Annotated in this window: 18 protein-coding genes; 15 read left to right on the forward strand and 3 right to left on the reverse strand. The window is 52.7% G+C overall.

The features are described 5' to 3' along the window. The first annotated feature begins 165 nt into the window (after positions 1–165). Positions 166–1,566 (forward strand): undecaprenyl-phosphate glucose phosphotransferase, encoded by a 1,401-nt coding sequence (locus Q9O24_08745; GenBank protein ID MDQ7075219.1) that lies wholly within the window; start codon positions 166–168, stop codon positions 1,564–1,566. Positions 1,567–1,637: 71 nt separating this feature from the next. Here the strand turns inward: Q9O24_08745 and metK are convergent, their stop codons facing one another. Continuing rightward, on the reverse strand, positions 1,638–2,804 hold the full coding sequence (gene metK / locus Q9O24_08750; protein MDQ7075220.1) for a methionine adenosyltransferase: 1,167 nt from the start codon (positions 2,802–2,804) through the stop codon (positions 1,638–1,640). A gap of 172 nt (positions 2,805–2,976) precedes the next feature. On the opposite strand from metK, the gene miaB reads away from it, so the two are divergent. From miaB to lnt, 5 genes are read left to right on the forward strand one after another with little or no spacing between them, the layout of a single operon-like run. After that, on the forward strand, positions 2,977–4,296 hold the full coding sequence (gene miaB / locus Q9O24_08755) for a tRNA (N6-isopentenyl adenosine(37)-C2)-methylthiotransferase MiaB (GenBank protein ID MDQ7075221.1): 1,320 nt from the start codon (positions 2,977–2,979) through the stop codon (positions 4,294–4,296). Positions 4,297–4,356: 60 nt separating this feature from the next. Beyond that, positions 4,357–5,328: a PhoH family protein gene (locus tag Q9O24_08760; GenBank protein ID MDQ7075222.1), complete on the forward strand. Its 972-nt coding sequence runs from the start codon at positions 4,357–4,359 to the stop codon at positions 5,326–5,328. Next, positions 5,328–5,795 carry an rRNA maturation RNase YbeY gene (gene ybeY / locus Q9O24_08765; GenBank protein ID MDQ7075223.1) on the forward strand — a complete coding sequence of 156 codons (468 nt, stop codon included), beginning with the start codon at positions 5,328–5,330 and terminating at the stop codon, positions 5,793–5,795. Before Q9O24_08760 ends, ybeY begins: the two co-directional genes overlap by 1 nt. Positions 5,796–5,840: 45 nt before the next feature. Next, a complete protein-coding gene (locus Q9O24_08770) occupies positions 5,841–6,695 on the forward strand; it encodes a transporter associated domain-containing protein (protein MDQ7075224.1) in 855 nt (284 codons plus the stop codon). Then, positions 6,692–8,212 (forward strand): apolipoprotein N-acyltransferase, encoded by a 1,521-nt coding sequence (gene lnt, locus Q9O24_08775; GenBank protein ID MDQ7075225.1) that lies wholly within the window; start codon positions 6,692–6,694, stop codon positions 8,210–8,212. The genes Q9O24_08770 and lnt overlap by 4 nt, the downstream gene beginning before the upstream one ends. Here lnt and Q9O24_08780 read toward each other — a convergent pair. Continuing rightward, on the reverse strand, positions 8,209–8,715 hold the full coding sequence (locus Q9O24_08780) for a zinc ribbon-containing protein (GenBank protein MDQ7075226.1): 507 nt from the start codon (positions 8,713–8,715) through the stop codon (positions 8,209–8,211). The genes lnt and Q9O24_08780 overlap by 4 nt on opposite strands. 182 nt (positions 8,716–8,897) lie before the next feature. Between Q9O24_08780 and leuS the strand changes: the two genes are divergently transcribed. Both leuS and lptE read left to right on the forward strand, forming a co-directional pair. Then, positions 8,898–11,348 (forward strand): leucine--tRNA ligase, encoded by a 2,451-nt coding sequence (leuS, locus tag Q9O24_08785; protein MDQ7075227.1) that lies wholly within the window; start codon positions 8,898–8,900, stop codon positions 11,346–11,348. Further along, a complete protein-coding gene (gene lptE, locus Q9O24_08790) occupies positions 11,349–11,876 on the forward strand; it encodes an LPS assembly lipoprotein LptE (GenBank protein ID MDQ7075228.1) in 528 nt (175 codons plus the stop codon). Positions 11,877–11,952: 76 nt separating this feature from the next. On the opposite strand, the gene Q9O24_08795 is transcribed toward lptE, so the two are convergent. Next, entirely contained in the window at positions 11,953–13,251 is a 1,299-nt protein-coding gene (locus Q9O24_08795) for a citrate synthase (protein ID MDQ7075229.1), read from the reverse strand. Positions 13,252–13,428: 177 nt separating this feature from the next. Between Q9O24_08795 and Q9O24_08800 the strand changes: the two genes are divergently transcribed. The 7 genes from Q9O24_08800 (at position 13,429) to Q9O24_08830 (ending at position 21,309) form a co-directional block, all read left to right on the forward strand. Further along, entirely contained in the window at positions 13,429–14,436 is a 1,008-nt protein-coding gene (locus Q9O24_08800; protein ID MDQ7075230.1) for a diguanylate cyclase, read from the forward strand. Between the two features lie 63 nt (positions 14,437–14,499). Beyond that, positions 14,500–14,964: a Uma2 family endonuclease gene (locus Q9O24_08805; GenBank protein ID MDQ7075231.1), complete on the forward strand. Its 465-nt coding sequence runs from the start codon at positions 14,500–14,502 to the stop codon at positions 14,962–14,964. A 200-nt stretch (positions 14,965–15,164) separates the two neighbouring features. Beyond that, a complete protein-coding gene (locus Q9O24_08810) occupies positions 15,165–16,370 on the forward strand; it encodes an efflux RND transporter periplasmic adaptor subunit (GenBank protein ID MDQ7075232.1) in 1,206 nt (401 codons plus the stop codon). A gap of 89 nt (positions 16,371–16,459) precedes the next feature. After that, positions 16,460–19,879: an efflux RND transporter permease subunit gene (locus tag Q9O24_08815; protein MDQ7075233.1), complete on the forward strand. Its 3,420-nt coding sequence runs from the start codon at positions 16,460–16,462 to the stop codon at positions 19,877–19,879. Positions 19,880–19,889: 10 nt separating this feature from the next. After that, positions 19,890–20,150, forward strand: a complete 261-nt coding sequence (locus tag Q9O24_08820; GenBank protein ID MDQ7075234.1) for a hypothetical protein — start codon at positions 19,890–19,892, stop codon at positions 20,148–20,150. A 45-nt stretch (positions 20,151–20,195) separates the two neighbouring features. Next, entirely contained in the window at positions 20,196–20,543 is a 348-nt protein-coding gene (locus tag Q9O24_08825) for a hypothetical protein (protein MDQ7075235.1), read from the forward strand. Position 20,544: 1 nt separating this feature from the next. Next, positions 20,545–21,309, forward strand: a complete 765-nt coding sequence (locus tag Q9O24_08830; protein ID MDQ7075236.1) for a hypothetical protein — start codon at positions 20,545–20,547, stop codon at positions 21,307–21,309. The last annotated feature ends 1 nt before the right edge of the window (position 21,310 follow it).

A 21,310-nucleotide genomic window follows, 5' to 3' on the forward strand; every position in this document is an offset into this window, starting at 1 on the left:
TTAACGACCATTAATCGGTGTTTTTTTTAGCGCAGTATACACATTTTATGCCTGTGACTCCAAAGCGGCCAACTTGGTTAGTCTTTTTTGCGGGATTTTACTGGCTGGCTTTTGGTTGCCGAGTGAGATATAAGAGCGTGCATTGATAGGCAGAGGGGTGAAAATGTGCTTAAACGAGGCGTAATACAAGAACATGCCGCATTGCTGGCTTTTTTAATGCGTGTGCTGGATCTGACGGCGTTGTTGCTGGCTTTTTTTGCCGCGTATTGGCTCTATTTTTCCACCTTTGAGTTGCAGCCGATCTATTTTTACCCGCTGGTTTTGGGTGCTGGATTGGCGCTGCTGCTCTTTCCGCTTTTTTCGGTCTACGGCAGTTTGCGTGGTGCGCCGTTTTGGTTGGAGCTACGCAGTCTAAGCTTTGCTCTGCTGGCGCTGTTTGTCCTGTTGGCGGTGGTGGGGGTGTTGAGTAAAAGCAATCCGCTTTACTCGCGCATCTGGTTTGGTTCTTGGTTTTTGCTCTCGTGGGCTTTTTTTCTCCTTTATCGTGGTGCGCTGCGCTTGCTGTTGGGCTGGATGCGTCGCCAAGGGTATAACCAGCGTTGTCTGATTGTGCTCGGTTGTGGTCCGGGGGCTGAAGAGGTGGTGCAGCGCATCAATAAAACGCCTTGGTCTGGGTTTCAGGTGGTGGCGGCTTTTGGTGATCTAGAGCAAGGTGAGCTGAACGGGGTGCCGATTGCCGGTGGTTATGAGGATGTGGTGGGCTACCTCTCTTCGAATCATGTGGATCAAGTTTGGATTGCGCTGCCTCTGAGCGAAGCCGCAGAGCTGAAACGGGTGCTGCATCTGCTACGCCACTCCACGGTGGACATCCGTTATGTGCCGGATCTGTTCGGTTTTAAGCTGCTGAATCAATCCATTTCCGAAGTGGCGGGGATGCCGGTGTTGGATCTGTCAAAATCCCCCATGAGCGGCATGAATCAGTTTGTGAAAGCAGTGGAAGATCGTCTCTTGGGTTTGCTGATTTTTATTTTGATCACGCCCTTTCTGCTGTTGATTGCATTAGGGGTGAAGCTCACCTCATCAGGTCCGGTGCTGTTTAAACAGAAACGCCACGGCTGGGATGGGCGTGAAATTCGGGTCTATAAATTTCGCTCTATGGTGGTGCATCAAGAGGGGGCGGGCGTTGTGACCCAAGCGAAAAAAGGCGATGCGCGCATCACCCCCTTTGGGGCGTTTTTGCGTCGCACCAGTCTGGATGAGTTGCCGCAGTTTTTTAATGTCTTGCAGGGGCGCATGTCGATTGTCGGACCACGGCCTCATGCCTTGGCGCACAACGAAGAGTTCAAGGATAAAATCGAGCAGTACATGCTGCGCCACAAGGTGAAACCAGGCATCACCGGTTGGGCGCAGGTGAACGGCTATCGCGGTGAAACCGATACCCTCTACAAGATGCAAAAACGGGTGGAATACGATCTGAATTACATTGAAAATTGGTCGTTGTGGCTGGATCTGAAAATTATATTTTTGACCATTTTCAAGGGGTTTGTCAATAAAAATGCCTATTGATTTGCGTAGGTTGGGTTAGCCTGAAGGGCGTAACCCAACAGGGTCGGATCTGTTCTGTCGGGTTACGCTGCTTATAGACCAGCCGCTTCTTTTAACGCCTCTGCCCGGTCGGTGCGCTCCCAACTGAACTGCGGCTCTTCACGACCAAAATGACCGTAGGCGGCGGTGCTTTTGTAGATTGGACGTATCAGATCCAGCATCTGGGTCAGGCCGTATGGGCGCAGATCGAAATGCGCTCTGACCAACTCCACAATGCGGCTGTCGTCGATTTTGCCACTGCCAAAAGTATTGATGCTGATGGAGGTGGGTTCCACCACGCCGATGGCGTAGGAGATCTGGATTTCACAGCGTTCCGCCAGACCGGCGGCGACGATGTTTTTTGCCACATAACGACCGGCATAGGCGGCGGAACGATCCACTTTGGAAGGGTCTTTGCCTGAGAACGCGCCGCCGCCGTGACGTGCCATGCCACCGTAGGTGTCCACAATGATTTTTCGCCCAGTCAGACCACAATCGCCCACCGGTCCGCCAATGACAAAGTTGCCCGTGGGGTTGATGTGAATCTTGTCGGCAGGGCATTGAGCCAGCCAGTCGGCGGGCAGAACCGGCTTGATGATCAGCTCCATGACCGCTTCTTGGATGTCTTTTTGCGAGACATCGGGATGGTGTTGGGTGGAGAGCACTACCGCGTCGATGCCAACGGGTTGGTCATTTTCATAACGCAGGGTGACTTGGCTTTTGGCGTCGGGGCGCAACCACGGCAGGGTGCCGCTTTTGCGCTCTTCGGCTTGGCGTTTTACCAGTCGATGGGCGTAGGTGATGGGCGCAGGCATCAGTACGTCGGTCTCGTTGCTGGCGTAGCCGAACATCAAGCCTTGATCACCGGCACCTTGCTCTTCGGGGGCGGAACGATCCACGCCCATGGCGATGTCGCTGGACTGTTTGCCGATGGCGTTGAGCACCGCACAGGTGGAGCCATCAAAGCCCATCTCGGAGCTGTTGTAACCGATCTCTAAAATGGTGTTGCGCACGATCTCTTCCAGATCCACCCAAGCGGTGGTGCTAATCTCGCCTGCGACCATGACCACACCGGTTTTGATTAGGGTTTCACAGGCAACACGGGCATTTTTATCCTGTTCTAGTAGGGCATCCAATATGGCATCGGAGATTTGATCCGCGATTTTATCTGGGTGGCCTTCGGAGACGGATTCGGAGGTAAAGAGGTAGCTGTTGCTCATAGCGGGGTATTTCCTGCCTGTTGTTCTGGTCGGTAAAAGACGTGTTAAAAGGTCGCCGGTTTGCGCGGCAGGGAGCGATTGTAGAAGAAATGGGCTGTTTTTGCGATTTTTTTTGGCGCACGGTCTTCTCATGCGTGTAAAATGCTGCGTTTGATCTTTTGTGTGTAGAGTTATGGTGCGTAAAGTATTTATCCAAACCCACGGTTGTCAGATGAACGAGTACGATTCGGCTAAAATGCTGGACGTGCTCAACGCTGAACAAAAAACCGAGCTGATCGACGATGCCGCGCAGGCGGACATCTTGTTGCTCAACACCTGTTCGATTCGTGAAAAGGCGCAAGAGAAGGTCTTCTCGCTGCTCGGACGCTGGCGCAAGCTGAAGCAGAAAAACCCTGATTTGGTGATCGGTGTGGGCGGCTGCGTGGCCAGTCAAGAGGGTGCTGCGCTGCGTGAACGTGCGCCTTATGTCGATATGGTTTTTGGTCCGCAGACCTTGCACCGTTTGCCAAAGATGGTGAGCGAGGTGCAAAAAAATCACCGTCCGGTGGTGGATATTTCGTTTCCTGAAATTGAAAAATTTGATCATCTGCCTGAGCCGCGTGCCGAAGGGCCGACGGCTTTTGTGTCGGTGATGGAGGGGTGCAGTAAATATTGCACCTTCTGTGTGGTGCCCTACACCCGTGGCGAAGAGGTGAGCCGCCCCTTTGATGAGGTGCTGGTGGAGGTGTCGCAACTGGCGGCGCAAGGGGTGCGGGAGATCAACTTGCTGGGTCAAAACGTCAACGCCTATCGGGGCGTGATGGATGACGGTGAGTTCGCCGACTTGGCGCTGCTGATCCATTATGTGGCCGCCATCGAGGGCATTGAACGGATTCGTTTCACCACCTCGCATCCGGTGGAGTTCAGCGACAGCTTGATTGAGGCCTTTCGTGAGGTGCCAGAATTGGTTAGTTTTGTTCACTTGCCGGTGCAGAGCGGCTCGGATCGCATTTTGGCGGCGATGAAACGCGGCCATATGGCGATTGAGTATAAATCTAAGATTCGTCGTTTGCGCGCTGCTCGCCCTGATGTGACCCTCTCTTCTGATTTTATCATTGGCTTCCCTGGTGAGACCGATGCCGATTTTGAGGCCACCATGACGTTGATCGAAGAGGTTGGTTTTGACCACTCTTACAGCTTTATTTACAGTGCGCGTCCAGGTACGCCAGCAGCTTCGATGCTGGATGAAGTGCCGATGGCGGTGAAAAAAGAGCGTCTGGCACGCTTGCAACAGCGCATCAATGAGATGGCGTTGCAGATCAGTCGGCGCATGGTGGGCAGCACGCAGAAAATTTTGGTGGAAAGGCCATCGAAAAAAGACCCCGCTCAACTGGCGGGGCGCACGGAGAACAATCGGGTGGTGAACTTCAGCGGTGATGCGGCCTTGATCGGCCAGTTTGTCACCGTCACCATCACCGAGGCGTTGAACAACTCCCTGCGTGGTGAGCTGTAGGCGAACCCTGTGTTCGCCTTGATGTGCAAATAGACTCTATAACATAAAGTGAACCTCCTATTGAACGCTTCCCTTGATACCTTGGATCTGTTGTTGGAACCGGCAGACAACGAACGTTTGGCCAATCTCTCCGGTGCATTTGATGAACATCTGCGCCAACTGGAGACCCGTTTGGGCTTGGAGATTCACAACCGAGGCTGTCATTTTCAGCTCAAAGGTGATCAACAGGTGGCCTTGGCCGCAGCTGAGGTGATCAAAGAGCTGTATCGGCAGACCGCTGATGAGAGTTTGACCCCCGAAATGGTGCATCTTTCTTTGCAGGAGTCAGGCATTGAGGTCTTGCTGGAGGCCGATGAAAGTGCGCATAACGTGGTGGTGCAGACCAAACGCGCTTACATCAACCCTCGTGGTCGTAATCAACAAGAGTATGTGACCCGCATTCAACAGAACGACCTCACCTTTGGGGTCGGGCCTGCCGGAACGGGAAAAACCTATCTGGCGGTGGCCTGTGCGGTGGAGGCCTTGGAGGCAGAGCGGGTACGGCGACTGGTGCTGGTGCGTCCAGCGGTGGAGGCGGGGGAGCGTTTGGGCTTTCTGCCTGGCGACATGACGCAAAAAGTCGATCCCTATCTGCGCCCTATTTACGATGCTCTTTATGAGATGCTCGGTTTTGAACGGGTGGCCAAATTGATCGAACGCAATGTGATCGAGGTGGCTCCCTTGGCTTACATGCGAGGGCGGACGTTGAACCACTCTTTTGTGATTATGGACGAAGCGCAAAACACCACCGTGGAGCAGATGAAGATGTTTTTGACCCGCATCGGCTTTGGCTCCACGGCGGTGGTGACGGGCGACGTGACTCAGATTGATCTGCCGAAACACGTTTTGTCGGGTCTCAAGCAGGTGAACAACGTTTTGCAGGGCATTGAAGGGGTTAATTTTATCCAGTTTCAAGCACGGGACGTGGTGCGTCATCCGCTGGTTCAGCGGATCGTCACCGCCTACGAGCGTTTTGAACGCAGCGACCATTGATGGGGCTGGAATTTGAACTTCAGCTCGCTTGTGAGGTGAATAATTTGCCCAGTGAGGCGGAGTTTCGTCTTTGGTTGTTGGCGGTTTTGCAGGCGACGCAAACGGAGCAGGCGGAACTTTCAATTCGTATTGTCACCGCTGAAGAGAGCCAGAGATTGAACGCCGAGTATCGCGGCAAAGAGAAGCCCACCAATGTTTTGTCGTTTCCGTGGCAGAGCGATTTTCCGGAATTAGAGGATGAAGCCGATTATCTCGGTGATCTGGCTCTTTGTGCCGAGGTGGTGCAGCGGGAAGCGGCGGAGCAGAATAAAGCAGAGCGTGCTCACTGGGCGCATTTAAGCATCCACGGTCTGCTGCATCTGTTGGGGTTTGATCACCAAGAGGCGCAGCAAGCGCAGGAGATGGAAGCACTAGAGATTTCTATTCTTTCTCAATTGCACTATCCTAACCCCTATGAAGCGTCATAAACCCGTTTTTCGAGGAGAGCAGAGGCCGTTTTGGCCAACACCATCATGAATGAAGATCCCTCTGAGAGTCGCAATCGCCGCTCTTTTTTAGACCGTTTTATTCAAGTGTTGGGTGGTGAGCCCAAAGACCGAGGCGAAATCATCGAGATGCTGCGCGACGCTCAGCGCCGTGAGCTGTTTGGCAGCGATGCGCTGGCCATGATCGAAGGTGTGTTTATGGTGGGCGACATGCGGGTGCGAGACATTATGGTGCCGCGTTCGATGATGGTGGTGGTGGAGCAAGACGCACCGCTGGAGGCGATTTTGCCGTTGGTGATTGGCTCCGGTCATTCGCGTTTTCCGGTCATCGGTGAGAGTCGTGATCAGGTGTTGGGTATTTTGCTGGCGAAAGATTTTCTGCGTTACTGCGCCGAAGGCGAGCAAGGTGAGTTTCAGATCAACGACATTTTGCGCCCAGCGGTCTTTATTCCCGAAAGTAAACGCCTTAATCGTCTCCTGAAAGAGTTTCGCAGCAGCCAAAACCACATGGCGGTGGTGGTGGATGAATACGGCGGTGTCTCTGGCTTGGTGACCATTGAAGATGTGTTGGAGCAGATCGTGGGTGAAATTGATGATGAACATGATCTGGAAGAGGAGATCAATATTCGTCCGCACAGCGAGGGGCGTTACACGGTGCAAGCCTTGACCACCATCGAGGAGTTTAATCGCTATTTTGAGTCTGATTTTAGCGATGAGGAGTTCGACACCATCGGTGGTTTGGTGATGAACCGTCTGGGTCACATGCCCCGTTGCGGTGAGTCGTTGCAGATGGCCAATTTGCATTTTAAAGTGCTGGGGGCGGATTCACGCCGTGTGCATCTGCTGCAAGTGGTGCGGCAACACGAAGGCCAGTCTGTTTGACTCTGTCTGGACGTTGGGCGGATCTGTTGGCGTTGCTGTTGGGGGCGCTGTTGACGCTGGCGTTTGCTCCGTTTGAGGTGCGTCTGTTGGCGGTGCTGATTCCGGCTTTGATGTTGTGGCTGTGGCTGCCTTTGAAGCCAAAACAAGCGGCGTGGCGTGGTTGGCTGTTTGGGGTTGGGTTGTTTGGCACGGGGGTGTCGTGGGTTTATCACAGCCTGCATCTGTTTGGTGACGCGGTGGCTCCACTGGCGGCGTTTTTAACCCTGCTGTTTGCGATGTTTTTGGCGCTCTTTTTTGCCTTGCTGGGCTATCTGTTTGCCCGTTTTCCGTTGCCCTCTGAGGCTAAAGTGGCTCGCCTGTTGTTGCTGGGGCCGGCCTTGTGGGTGTTGATGGAGCTGTTTCGCGGTTGGTTTTTGACTGGCTTCCCTTGGTTGCTGTTGGGCTACGCGCATCTGGACACACCGCTGGCCGGTTACGCGCCGCTGCTGGGGGTGTTGATGTTGAGCTGGTTGAGTCTGTTTTCGGGGGTGTTGCTGCTGCTTTTGCTCGGCTCACTCTGGCAGCGGCAAAACAGACGTGCGGCTTCGCTGCTGCTGATGTTGAGCTTGATTTGGGGCGGCGGGCTGCTGCTGGAGCAGTTTGAGTGGAGCGAGCCGGTGGGTGAGCCGATTCAGGTGGCGCTGTTGCAGGGCAATGTGCCGCAGGATAAAAAATACCGTCGTCAGCGGATGCGCAGCTCCATTGAGCGTTACATGGAGTTGAGCCGTCAACAGGGCGAGGCGGATCTGATTGTCTGGCCGGAGACGGCGGTGCCGACCTATTTTCGTAACGCCGAGGCGCTGTTGCAGCCTTTGGTGACGGAGTTGGCGGCAAAAAAACAGGATCTGTTGCTGGGTACGTTTCTTGCCGATGCCGCAGAAAAACGCTATTACAACGCTGTTTTGAATCTACTCCATCCTGAAGAACATTATTATAAGCAGCATTTGGTGCCTTTTGGCGAATACATGCCGTTGCGTTTTTTGCTCGATTTTCTCTCGCGTTTTATCGTCATTCCCATGTCCGATCTGGCTGCGGGTGAGGAACGACAGCCGCCTTTGGCGGTAGCGGGGCATTTTGCGGGGGTGGCGATCTGTTATGAGAGCGCTTATGGCGCGGTGGTGGCGGGGGCGCTGCCGCAGGCGGATTTTTTGGTGAACGTCAGTAACGATGCCTGGTTCGGGGACTCCTTGGCACCAGAGCAGCATTTGGAGATTGTGCGGATGCGGGCGTTGGAGCTGTCTCGGCCACTGGTGCGTGCCACCAATACAGGTATTTCGGCCTTTGTGGATCATAAAGGTAATTTGTTGCAGCGTGGGCCGATGTTTGTCGAGTGGGTGATGTCGGCTGAGGTGGTCCCCCGTCAGGGGCGCACCGGCTACATGATCTGGGGCAGCAAACCGCTGTTGGCGGCGCTGCTGCTGCTTTTGTCTGTGTTGTGGTGGCGTGGAAAAAAAGCACGATTGGCGAAGTCTGTTTAAGACTTCGCGCGATGAAATGCGGTTTTATGGCACTTTGGGCAAGGTGGAATGTGGCTGGTTTTATGAAACTGCATGGTTTGACCGCAGTTAAGGCACTCTAAGCTGCCTGGGCTGGTAATGTCGCCGGTAAAGTAGTCGTTGCTGTGGCGCGCCTGTTCCGCCAATTTGTCCAGCTCGATTCGGGTTTGATCCGCCAGTGTGCTGAACAGATCCAGCACTTTAGCTTCCACCAGTTGTGCGTCAATGCGCAGCCAATCTTTTAACTCTTTGCCGCTGTGCTGGAGGTAGTGCGCCGCATCTTGTGCATCGCGTTTGATGTAACCGGCGATTTTGCTCGCCTCTTCTTTGCTCAGTTCTCCCAATTCAATGGCGCTGTTCTGCGCTTGTTTCAGTGCCTGCTGCACGGCGGGGAGCTGTTCTTCGGCATCGTGAATGAGGTGGTTGGCGCGTTCTAACATGCGCTCGTAAGCGTCGATCAAGTGGTTGCTGGATTGATTTTTCATGGCGATGGCTCTCCTGTGTGGCACCCGTTGTGTAGAGATGAGGCGGCTTCTTAAAGTTTAGTCCATTTTATGCGCCATTTTCTCCGTGATTGAGAAGAAATAGTCTCTTTAGTGGTTTGTTCAACAGAGTCAGTCTCGGTATGATTAGCCTCTTTTTTCGATAAAATACGGCTTAACTTCCCATGAATGAGCAATACGATCCAGAGGCCTTAGAGTTGGCAGCCCAGCAGTTTTGGACTGAGCAGAAGACGTTTCAGAGCCAAGACAACGACCACAGCCGCGAGAAGTTTTACTGCCTCTCCATGTTCCCCTATCCCAGTGGTCGTCTGCACATGGGGCATGTGCGTAACTACACCATCGGCGATGTGATCAGCCGTTATCAGCGCATGTTGGGCAAAAACGTTCTACAGCCGATGGGTTGGGATGCCTTTGGGCTTCCGGCGGAAAACGCCGCGCTAAAAAATAAAGTCCCTCCGGCCAACTGGACCTACTCCAATATCGACTACATGCGCGAGCAGTTGCAGCGTCTGGGGTTTGCTTACGATTGGGATCGTGAACTGGCCACCTGCCACCCTGAGTATTATCGTTGGGAGCAGTGGCTTTTCACTCAATTGCTGAAAAAGGGCTTGGTCTATAAAAAAGTCGCGCAGGTTAACTGGGAGCCGGTGGATCAGACCGTGTTGGCCAACGAACAGGTGATTGATGGCAGGGGCTGGCGTTCTGGTGCGCTGGTGGAACGGCGTGAGATCCCGCAGTGGTTTTTACGCATCACCGATTACGCCGATGAACTGCTGACGGGCTTGGATGATCTGCCCGACTGGCCGCAGGCGGTGCGCACCATGCAGCAAAACTGGATCGGTCGTTCCGAAGGGCTGGAGTTGCAGTTTGGCGTGGAAGGGCAAGCCCCCTTGAGTGTCTTCACCACCCGCCCCGATACGCTGATGGGAGTGACTTATGTGGCGGTGGCCGCCGAACATCCGCTGGCATTGCAGGCGGCTGAGAGCAGCACGGAAATCGCCGCCTTTATTGACGAGTGTCGCGCTGGGGGTACTGCTGAGGCGGATCTGGAAACGATGGAGAAACGTGGCATTCGTCTGGGGCTTGAGGTTAAACATCCGCTTACTGGGGAGCCGGTGCCGCTGTTTGCCGCCAATTTTGTCTTGATGAGTTACGGCACTGGTGCGGTGATGGCCGTTCCGGCACACGATCAGCGGGATTGGGAGTTCGCGCACACATACGGCGTGCCGATCAAAAGCGTGATTCGCCCTAAGGATGCAGCAACGGTGGACGTTTCTGAAGCGGCCTTTACCGAGCGCGGTGTTTTGTTTAATTCCGCTGAGTTTGATGGTCTCGACTTTGGAGCGGCGTTTGATGCCATTGCCACAGCGGTGGAAGCGCGTGGCGTGGGTCAACGTCGAGTGAACTACCGCCTGCGTGACTGGGGCATTTCTCGGCAGCGTTATTGGGGTACGCCAATTCCGGTAATCAACTGCCCCAGTTGCGGTGCAGTGCCGGTGCCGGAAGCGGATCTGCCGGTGAAGCTGCCCGAAGATGTGGTGTTTGATGGCGTGGGTTCGCCGATCAAAAAGATGCCGGAGTTTTATCAGGTCAGCTGCCCTGAGTGTGGCGAAGCGGCGGAGCGTGAGACCGACACCTTTGATACCTTCTTTGAATCCTCTTGGTATTTTGCCCGTTACACCTGCCGTGACAACCGCGAGAGCATGTTGGATCAGCGCGCCGATTATTGGTTGCCGGTGGATCACTACATCGGTGGGGTGGAACACGCTATTTTGCATCTGCTCTACGCGCGTTTTTTCAATAAATTGATGCGAGATTTGGGGCTGCTTACGCACGACGAGCCGTTCAAAAAACTGCTGACCCAAGGCATGGTGCTCAAAGACGGCAGCAAAATGTCCAAGTCCAAGGGCAATACCGTTGATCCGCAAGGTCTGGTGGAACAATACGGAGCCGACACGGTGCGTCTTTTCACCCTGTTTACCGCGCCACCGGAGCAATCTCTGGAGTGGAACGACGCGGGGGTGGAGGGCGCGCACCGTTTCTTAAAACGCCTCTGGCGTTTGGCGCATCAACATCAAGCGGCGGCCACACAGGGCGAACGCCCCGCGCAGTGGAACGAAACTCAAGCGGCGTTGCGGTTTAAGTTGCATCAGACCATCGCCAAGGTGAGCGACGATGTGGGGCGGCGACAGACGTTTAATACCGCCATTGCAGCAGTGATGGAGCTGCTCAACGAGGCGGCTAAATTTGAGGGCGATGCGCCTGCGGATCACGCTCTGCGTCAAGAGCTGTTGGAGGCCGCCTTGCTCATGCTGGCCCCTATTGTGCCGCACATCTGCCATGAGTTGTGGCAGCAGTTGGGGCACTCTGGCAGCATCGCCACTGCGGCGTGGCCGAGCGTTGATGAGTCGGCTTTGCAGCAGGTCTCCATGTCGATGGTGGTGCAGGTGAACGGCAAATTGCGCAGCAAAATCTCACTGCCGCTGGATGCCGATAAGGCACTGTGTGAACAGGTGGCGCTGGCCGATGAAAATGTGCAGCGTTTTACCGCCGATAAAACCGTGCGTAAGGTGATCGTGGTGCCGGGGCGTTTGATTAATATTGTGGTTTCTTAAATGAACTCGGTGCGTTCAACGGCGGGTGTATTGCTGCTGTTTCTACTGGTGGGGTGCGGTTTTCATCTGCGTGGTTTTGATGCCCGCCGTGCGGCTCTGCCCAGCGAGATGGCGCGTACCTTTTTGCAGGTGTTGCCAGGCAGTTTGATTGCCGATGGGCTACGCCGACGCTTGGTGGACAGCGGTGTGTTGCTGGTGGAGGAGGCGGAGTTGGCCAGTGCGGTGCTGCGTTTGAGCGGCGAGCGGTTTTCGCGCCGAGTGCTCTCCATTGATGACAGTGGCAAAGTGGGTGAGTATGAATTGCGTTATCAGGCAACGTTCTCGGTTTATCAGCCACAGTTGCCTGAGACCGTCCCTGTACCGCGACAGACGTTTTCTATCGAGGCACAAACGTTGTCGGTGGAGCGGGTTTATCAATACGATGTGGCTGGGGTATTGGGAAAAAGTCAGGAGGAGATTTTGCTGCGCGAAGACATGCAGCGGGATTTGGCGCGGCTGATTTTTTATCGTTTGCAGGCGGCCAAGTAGGCTGCAATAACTAACGGGCATTGCACCGGTGGTTTGATGGCGCAATGCCCTGCGGTTATTGCGCCCTACATTTTGGTTAATCTCGATCTACAACGCTGCGGTAATCTCGGCGTTTATGGCCGGTGTACAACTGGCGTGGTCGGCCAATTTTCTGTTGTGGGTCGTCCATCATCTCCAGCCAGTGGGCGATCCAGCCGACGGTGCGTGCCATGGCAAAAATCACTGTGAACATGTTCAGCGGAATGCCCATGGCGCGCAGGATGATGCCGGAGTAAAAATCCACATTGGGGTAAAGGCGGCGCTGGATAAAGTACTCATCTTCTAGGGCGATTTTCTCTAATTTCATCGCCATTTCAAACAGCGGTTGATTCTCCGCCCCCAGCTCATCGACCAATTCGTGACACATGTTACGGATGATTTTGGCGCGTGGGTCGTGGTTTTTATAGACCCGATGGCCAAAGCCCATCAAGCGGAAGGGATCTTGTTTGTCCTTGGCCTTTTTGATGTAGTGCTCGATATTTTGACCCGAATTGACCATCTCTTCGAGCATTTTGATTACCGCTTCATTGGCTCCACCGTGTGCTGGCCCCCAGAGTGAAGCGATACCGGCGGCGATGCTGGCAAACGGGTTGGCACCTGAGCTGCTGGCGAGGCGTACTGTGGAGGTGCTGGCGTTTTGTTCGTGATCGGCGTGCAGGATTAGAATCAGATCTAAGGCTTTAACAAAGGTGGGGTTGGCGCGGTACGGCTCTGAGGGCAGTGAGAACATCATTTGTAAAAAATTTTCTGCATAGCTGAGGTGGTTCTGCGGATAGACAAAGGGCTGGCCGTTGGAATATTTGTAACAGTAGGAGGCCATGGTGGGCATTTTGGAGATCAAGCGGTGGGCGGAGATTTCGCGGTGGCGCGCTTGCGTGATGTCGGTGGAGTCGTGGTAGAAAGCGGAAAGTGCGCCGACGGTGCCGACCATAATGGCCATCGGGTGCGCGTCGTGATGAAAACCGGAGTAGAAGTTTTTTAGCCCTTCGTGAACCATGCTGTGGTGTTTGATGATGTGGTCAAACTCCGCCAACTGTTCGCTGTTGGGCAACTCACCGTAGAGCAAAAGGTAACAGACTTCGATGTAGCTGCTCTGGGCGGCCAGTTGCTCGATGGGATAACCGCGATAGAGCAAAATACCCTCTTCGCCGTCGATGTAGGTGATGGCACTGCGGCAACTGGCGGTGCTGGTGAAGCCGGGATCGTAGGTGAAATAGCCGCTTTGTTGGTAGAGGTTGCTGATGTCGATGACGGTGGGGCCGTGGGAGCCGGTTTTGAGGGGTAGGGTGGTGGTATTGCCTTCTGCATCACAGAGGTTGATCTCTTTTTTACTCATAATGAACGCCTTGCCTTGGGGACGGGATGTTGAGTATGAACTTACTTTATAACGGCAGTTCCTTATTGAAAAGTGAATTGTTTAGATCTTTAATTTTTTTCGGCCAAAAATTGGCATTTTAAGTGCTAAATAATGACGAAATAATGACGAAATAATGACGAAATAATGACGAAATCAATGATATTTGCTGAACAAACGCCTCTTGAGCTGAAACGCCCTGCACAGGTTTTATCTGTGTTGCTGATTGATGACAGCCCCATTGTGGCGGCGACATTGAAAAAAATGTTGCGAGACTCGGGGTTGTTGCTGCACTGCTGTTTTGAGGCTGATCAAGCGCTCGCTATGATTCGTGGGGTTCGGCCCGCTGTGATTGTTTTGGATCTTGTTATGCCGGTGATGAGTGGTCTTGAGTTGCTTGAATTGATTCGCATTGATGCTGTGGGGAGGGACATTCCGGTGGTGGTGCTCTCGGGTCAAATTGGCAGCGAAATTAAGGCGAATGCCTTTGCTACGGGAGCCAATGATTTTTTAAGCAAGACACCGGATCGCTTGGAGCTGTTGGCGCGTTTGCGTTATCACGGGCGTTCGTATCGTCTTTATCAACAGCGTGAATTAATGTGTGAGGCGTTAAAACAGACGGCAAAGCAGCTGGAAGAGCGCAATCGTGAGTTAAAACGACTCTCTAATATTGATGGTTTGACGGGGGTGGCTAATCGTCGTTATTTGGATGAGTCACTTGCTTCGGAGTGGGCGAGAGCCTGTCGCATGGGGTCGGTGTTGTCGGTGATCATGATTGATATTGATTATTTTAAAGCCTACAACGACGCTTACGGCCATGTGGAAGGGGATCTCTGTTTGCAGCGGGTGGCAAAGGCGTTGGAGCCGGTGGCCGCACGAGGCGGGGATCTGTTGGCTCGTTATGGGGGAGAGGAGTTTACTCTAATTTTGCCTTTGACCTCGTTGCAGGGGGCGATGAGTTTGGCAAATAAGTTACGGCAGAAAATTTATGAGCTACGCATTCCACATGTCGGCAGTGAGATCAGTGATCGTCTGAGCATCAGTTTGGGTGTCGCGGCTTTGACGCCAAAAAATCGTCAGTCCAGTGATCAATTATTGACGCAAGCGGATCAAGCACTTTACATCGCTAAGGGGTTGGGACGGAATCAAGCCGTGGCGTTTGAATAGTGTCTTGCTGAGAGAAGGGAATCTGTTTAGGCTGTTTAAAAAAACGTTTTTGAGGAGTCGTTTATGGAATGGCAACAGGTTCTTGATAATCCTTTGTTGCAAAATCTGCCTTTCAAAATTGAATTGAATAAGTGGGGGAATATTTTGATGAGTCCCGCGAGCAACAATCATGGCCGTTGGCAGTTTGAAGTGGGCCTGATGATCAAAGTAAAAAAGCAGTCGGGTGTTGTGATTACGGAGTGTTCCATTGCCACTGCAGAGGGGGTTAAGGTGGCCGATGTTGCTTGGTTATCTGATGTGTTTGTTGCTAAATACGGGTTTGAAACGCCTTATGAGGTCGCTCCAGAAATTTGCGTAGAAATTGTCAGTCCCTCAAACTCGAAAGAAGAGATGCAGGAAAAAATTCGTCTCTATTTGAATCAAGGTGCTAAGGAAGTGTGGCTCTGTAACCAAGTCGGCAAGCTGTCATATTACGCTCACAGCGGCGAGTTGCTGCATTCAGAAGAGGTCGGTGAGTTAATAGGCTAGGTCATCGTTCAAAAGTATTTCATTTTTGTGGTTGAGGTAGTCTTTTTACAACATATTTTAGGCTTAAAAGGTATAATTCCAAGCGATTTGTGGCTTCTTTGTCATGGAATGGTGTTAGAATGGCTCGCCGTCGGATCCGGCAACTCAGTTTCGCGTATGGATGGTTGTGACTACATAACAACTTGAGGTTCACTCACACAATGTTTCTTGAACGTATTCGTTTGCGCTCCACATGGTTTGCGCTGTTGCTGCTGCTGTCAGCTCACCCAGCTCAGGCGATGAAAATTGTCTCGGTAGAAGTCAGTAAAACCGCCAGCGGTGTTACCTTAGGCGGAACCGTTATCCCCTATAAAGAAGTCGCTTTAACGGCTCAAAGCCCAGGTAGAATCGAATTTTTGCTTGGCGAAGAAGGTGATCGTGCCAGCCAAAACCAGTTGCTGGTGGCGATTGGTAACGCTGAATTACTCGCTCAACGTAATGCGGCCTTGGCACAGCTGACTCAGGCTGAAGTGGGTTTGCGTGATGCGCAGATGCACTACTCTAAAGAGCTGTGGTCGCCAAAATCCGATGACATCAATCAGATGCCCGGCATGGCGGTGCCTTCACTGTTTGATAAGTTCTTTACCCGTAACTGGGGCAGCATGAGCGGCCACGGTAATCCTAATTTGGATCGTCAGGTTGATCTCTTTTCCCAAGGCACGCAGGTCAGTCAAGCTCAAGCGGGCTTGGCAGCGGCGCGGGCTAATATCGCTGCTTTGGATGCGCGCTTGCGCGACACCCAATCCATTGCCCCTTTTGATGGGGTGATTTTGAAAAAACTGGTGGAGCTGGGTGACACGGTTCAGCCCGGTCAGGCACTGCTGGTGTTTGCGCAGACGGAATATTTGCGTATTAAAGCCGAAGTGCCTGCGCGTTTGGTAGCCGGTTTACGTCGTGGCATGTTTGTCCCAGCGCGATTGGATGTGGGTGATGTGCGTGTGGATGCACGTGTGGCGCAAATCTATCCGCAAGCGGATCAAAAACGGCACACGGTGACGGTCAAATTTGATCTGCCAAAAGGCATTGCCGGTGGTCCTGGCATGTACGCCGAGGTGACCATTCCTGATCTGAATGCGGCAGAAAAATCTCTGTTGATGGTCTCTAAGCAGGCACTGATTCACCGTGGCAGTTTGCCTTATGTCTTTGTGATGACCGCTGACGAAGGTGCTTCACTGCGCATTGTGCGAGTGGGCAACGAGGTGGATGCGGACCATGTGGAGGTTCTTGCCGGTTTGAAAGAGGGCGATAAGGTGGTGGTGAATCCACCTCCTGGCATCACTTCTGGTTGGACTCCAGCCGCAGATAAAAGCGCCTCCGAAGAGACGAACTCCGATAAACAAAAAAGCGGTAAAACCTACTTTTACTGAGCTTTCGGTGGCCACCTGCGTTGAGCGGGTTCGGCTTTCGGGCACAGTGATTTCGCTGTGCTAACAAACAACAAACGGTTGATTGGCGCATGACAGACCAACAGCATCCCGACGCTGACAAACACCTCGGTTTAGCCGGTAACATGGCTCGAGCTTTTATCCACTCTCCACTCTCTCCTTTGTTGCTGGTGGCCTGTTTGGCCATCGGTGTCTTGGGTTTGATCATGACTCCACGACAGGAAGATCCGCAGATTTCAGTGCCGATGGTGGACATTTTTGTGCAGTATCCAGGCGCTTCTTCGCAGCAGGTGGCCACTTTGGTGGCCGACCCTCTGGAGCGCTTGATGAGCGAAATTTCGGGGGTGAAACACGTCTACTCTGTTTCGCAACGTGAATCAGCGATGGTGACGGTGCAGTTCAAAGTGGGTGAGGAGATGGAAAACTCCTTGGTCAAATTGTATGACAAACTGGCTTCCAATACCGACCGTATTCCACCGGGGGTGTCTCAACCCTTGGTGAAACCGAAAGGGGTGGACGACACCCCTGTGGTGACCTTGACGCTGTGGTCAAGTGAATTAGACGATGCCGCCATTCGTTTGCTCTCTTTGGATTTGGTACAGCGCCTTAAAGAGGTCAAAGACACCAGCCAAAGTTTCATTGTTGGTGGCCGCTCCGAACAATTGCGTGTGGAAGCCTTACCTGAGCGCATGGCGGGCTTTGGTATCAGTTTGGATCAACTGGCCAACACCATTCGCACTGCCAACAGCAAACGCGGTGTGGGCAGCGTGGAGGCGTGGGATAAAAGCTTCCGTGTTTACACAGGCTCTTTTCTGCGCAATGCACGCGATGTGGAACGCCTTGTAGTGGCAATCCGTGAGGGTGCGCCAGTTTACGTACGTGATGTGGCTAAGGTCATTCACGGCCCTGAAGAGACCAATCAGTTGGTCAATTATTATTCCGGTGCGGCTTACAGCGACGCTAACCCTGTGGCCAACGGCGCACCTGCGGTGACCTTGGCGATTGCGAAGAAAAAAGGCAGCAACGGTGTCAGTGTGGCCAACGATATTTTGGCTAAAGTGGAGGCGTTGAAAGGCCGCTTAATCCCCGATAACGTACACGTCAGCGTGACTCGAAACTACGGCGAAAGCGCGAATCAAAAAGTCAATGAGTTGATCTTTAAGCTCTTTATCGCCACGGGCATTGTGACCTTGTTGGTGTGGTGGTTTTTGGGTTCGCGAGCCTCTTTTGTGGTGACCTTGGTGATTCCTGTGGTGATTTTGGTCACGGTCTTTTTTGCTTGGATTTTGGAGTTCACCATTGATCGGGTCAGCCTGTTTGCGCTGATTTTCTCCATTGGGATTTTGGTGGACGATGCCATTGTGGTGGTGGAGAACATCTATCGGCGTTGGTTGATCAAAGGCGAGATGGACACAGAGACCTCTGTGGACGCGGTGCGTGAGGTGGGCAACCCGACCATTTTGGCCACTTTCACCGTGATTGCGGCGCTGCTGCCGATGGGGTTTGTCAGCGGAATGATGGGGCCGTACATGATGCCGATCCCCGCTTTGGGGTCGGTGGCGATGATTTTTTCGCTGTTTGCTGCCTTTATTTTTACTCCGTGGTTGGTGATGCGCACCAAACCCTCTATGCAGGCGTTGCGAAAAGCAGAAGAGAGTGAGCACAAACTCAGTGAACGCTTGGATGGTCTCTATCGTGGTTTGATTTTGCCGCTGGCCACGGATCGTAAAAAAGGCTTTTTGTTTTTGTTCGGCATTGTGGCTCTGTTTTTCCTCAGTTGTGTCTTCTTTTACACCCACGGGGTGGTGGCAAAAATGCTGCCGCTGGACAACAAACCTGAGTTTAATGTCACGGTTAATTTCCCTGAGGGCACGGCACTGCCAGTGACGGCCAATTTGGTCACTCAATTGGCGGAAAAGCTGCGCAAAATTGAAGAGGTAACGGCGGTGCAGACGTACGTAGGAACCGCCTCACCCTTTAACTTTAACGGTCTGGTGCGTCACTATTATTTGCGTCAGGATTCTTGGCAGGCGGACATTCAGGTGCAGCTGTTGGACAAGGGCGACCGTGATAAAACCAGCCATGAGATTGCCTTGTTGGCGCGTGAATTGGTGACCCCTCTGGCGAAAGCCTCTGGTGCAAAGGTGGCGGTGGTTGAAATGCCCCCAGGGCCGCCGGTATTGCAGTCGGTGGTGGCGGAGGTTTATGGTCCGAGTGCGGAGATTCGCCGTAAGGTAGCCGAGGATTTAACTCAACTGTTTGAGCAGAGTTCGGTGATCACCGATGTAGATAACTTGATGCAAGCGCCGTATGAGATATGGCACTTTGATGTCAATACGGAAAAAGCGGTGCGCCAAGGCATTACCGTCAATGACATCAACCGTAACTTAGAGATGGCGATGGGCGGTTATCGCTTAGGTGACATCAAGCAGGGCAATGTGATGGAGCCAACGCGCATCGTTTTGCAGGTGCCCTTGGCGAATCGTTCGGAGTTTTCTCGTCTGGGCAATCTTTTAATTGCCAATGCTCAAGGTGAAACCGTACCGCTCTCGGCTCTGGGTCGTTTTAAGCGTGAGATGCAAGATCCGCTGATTTTCCATAAAGATCTGCGTGACGTTGAGTTTGTTACTGGCGATGTCACCACCCGTTTGGCCGCGCCCATTTACGGCATGTTTGAAGTGGATGAACTGCTGAAAGGCTATCTGGCTCCCGATGGGGTTCCGCTGGAGGGCTATTATTTTGGCCCGCCTAAAGACGGCGATCACTCCTCTTTTGAGTGGACCGGTGAGTGGACGGTAACGTATGAGACCTTCCGTGATATGGGCATTGCCTTTGGGGTGGCCATTTTGTTGATCTACATGCTGGTGGTGTGGGAGTTTGGTAACTTCACTCTGCCTGCGATTGTGATCTCGCCCATTCCTTTGACTTTGATCGGCATTATTCCGGGTCATTGGCTCTTTGATGCGGAGTTTACCGCCACCTCCATGATCGGTTTTATCGCCTTGGCGGGCATCATTGTGCGTAATTCGATTTTGCTGGTGGACTTTACCCGTGAGCAGGTGCGCGAGGGCATTGAGGTAACCGAAGCGATTATTAACTCTTGTAAAGCCAGAACGCGCCCCATTGTGATTACCGCAGCGGCGTTGATGGGCGGTTCGGTGGTGATTCTTTCTGATCCGATTTTCCAAGGCATGGCGATTTCGCTCTTTTTTGGTATTTTGGTTGCGACTTTGTTGACCTTGGTGGTGATTCCTCTGGGTTGCATGAGCGCAAGCCGTTCCTTTGGTGGTCACTGTCCTTCTCATGACCCTTACAGTGATGTCGTAGAGGAAGAGCATGTGGTCGTTGTCTCTGAAAAAACACCTCTGTTGTTGAGCCTTTGGTCAGGGTTGATTTCTGCGGTGATGTTTTTGGTGACGGTGATCACGTCCGATTTATCGTTTGATTTTAATGTTGCTGCCGAGTCGTTCGCCTGCGGAGCCGGAGGTTAAACCAGCCCCTGTGTCTGAACAAGCGGTGACAGACGTGGCAGTGCCTGAGGTGGTCGTAGAGCCTGAAGCGGTTGTGGCAAAGAAAAAAGTGGCTAAAAAACGTGCCAAACGGGTGGCTAAAAAGGGGGCAATAAAAACCTCAGACGCTGAGACAACAGAAAAAACCGTTGTCAAAAAACAGTCTAAAAAAGTGGCCAGCAAAAAGCCAGTGGCGAAGAAAAAAGCCTCGGCTCGGCGTGGGATTAAATTGAAACCGTTAGATGACGAATAACATCGTTGCAGGCAACTCGGTTTTGGGTATTTTGAAAGGTTATTTATGATTGCACGATACAGCGGTTTTATTTTTTTGTTGGCGTTATTGATGAGCAGTGGTGGCGCTGTGGCATCGGAATACCCTCCCTTGAGTGGTCAATGGGCTGCGATGAGCGACCGTGCTGTTGATTACAATAATCCTTGGCGTACACGAGCAGCGGTGCCTGCTTCAGAAGCGCAGTTTGTCCAGCCCAGTGGCAATCCTTGGTTAAAAGGCGGGCGAACTCAGCAGACGGTTGATGTCTATCCCCAGCAAGGACAAGCACCACAGATGATGCCTGTTTTACCGCAACGGCATGGAATGAAGGCTTGGAGTTCTCCTCAGAGTTTTCCTTTTGGTTGGATGCCTTGAGGTGGTGATTGGTGCGGGGCGAGTTACGCTTTGGCTGTTGTTGCTCTGTTTTTCCTTGCCCAGTTTGGCGGTTTCATTTTCCGCAGATGCTTTACAGAGTGCGCCTCAGGGTGAGCAGGTTTACGGCAAACTTTATATGGCGGATGGCAAAATTCGTTTTGAGTTGGTGGAAAACAAACAGCGTTTGATTCAGATTAGCAACCCAGCCTTGGGTAAAAGTTGGATTGTTGATCCCGCCTTGAAAACCTATTGGTTGCAAGGTGAGTCGATCAGCGCACCGACAGCACAGATCAATAAAATAAATATGAAAGCCTTTTGTGCGAAAAAAAGTCGTCGTTGTACGTTGCTTGGCACTGAAAAAATATCCGGTCGTAAGGCGCAGAAGTGGCAAGTGCTGAGCGGTGACAAAGAGAATGAAGAGCGCAGCTTGATTTGGGTGGATAAAAAAGCCAGTTTACCGCTTAAGCAGCGGTTGGCGGATGGCTCCAGTAGCACCTTGATCATGGAAGGTCAGCGGGTCATTAACGGTCGTAAAAGTGAAAAGTGGCAGTACCGTTCGATTGACGCTGACGGTCATCAACACGTTGTCAGTCAGTGGTACGACCCTTTGATTAAGATGGCCATCCGCGAAGAGTATCCGGGTGGTTTTGTTCGAGAATTGCGTAATATTGTGCTTGCGGATCAAGATGCTTCCCTCTTTTTGCCTCCTGAAGGTTATCGTGAAGTGTCCATTTCTGGAGGCACTTCCTTTAAAAAAAGCAGGTAGA

It is taken from the genome of Gammaproteobacteria bacterium (genome assembly GCA_030949385.1).
Classification (GTDB): Bacteria; Pseudomonadota; Gammaproteobacteria; order JAUZRS01; family JAUZRS01; genus JAUZRS01.

Coding starts and splice junctions, on each gene's coding strand:
- metK (MDQ7075220.1), bottom strand. CDS start 2,804: ATGAGCAACAGCTACCTCTTTACCTCCGAATCCGTCTCCGAAGGCCAC.
- miaB (MDQ7075221.1), top strand. CDS start 2,977: ATGGTGCGTAAAGTATTTATCCAAACCCACGGTTGTCAGATGAACGAG.
- ybeY (MDQ7075223.1), top strand. CDS start 5,328: ATGGGGCTGGAATTTGAACTTCAGCTCGCTTGTGAGGTGAATAATTTG.
- Q9O24_08770 (MDQ7075224.1), top strand. CDS start 5,841: ATGAATGAAGATCCCTCTGAGAGTCGCAATCGCCGCTCTTTTTTAGAC.
- Q9O24_08780 (MDQ7075226.1), bottom strand. CDS start 8,715: ATGAAAAATCAATCCAGCAACCACTTGATCGACGCTTACGAGCGCATG.
- leuS (MDQ7075227.1), top strand. CDS start 8,898: ATGAATGAGCAATACGATCCAGAGGCCTTAGAGTTGGCAGCCCAGCAG.
- lptE (MDQ7075228.1), top strand. CDS start 11,349: ATGAACTCGGTGCGTTCAACGGCGGGTGTATTGCTGCTGTTTCTACTG.
- Q9O24_08795 (MDQ7075229.1), bottom strand. CDS start 13,251: ATGAGTAAAAAAGAGATCAACCTCTGTGATGCAGAAGGCAATACCACC.
- Q9O24_08800 (MDQ7075230.1), top strand. CDS start 13,429: ATGATATTTGCTGAACAAACGCCTCTTGAGCTGAAACGCCCTGCACAG.
- Q9O24_08805 (MDQ7075231.1), top strand. CDS start 14,500: ATGGAATGGCAACAGGTTCTTGATAATCCTTTGTTGCAAAATCTGCCT.
- Q9O24_08810 (MDQ7075232.1), top strand. CDS start 15,165: ATGTTTCTTGAACGTATTCGTTTGCGCTCCACATGGTTTGCGCTGTTG.
- Q9O24_08815 (MDQ7075233.1), top strand. CDS start 16,460: ATGACAGACCAACAGCATCCCGACGCTGACAAACACCTCGGTTTAGCC.
- Q9O24_08825 (MDQ7075235.1), top strand. CDS start 20,196: ATGATTGCACGATACAGCGGTTTTATTTTTTTGTTGGCGTTATTGATG.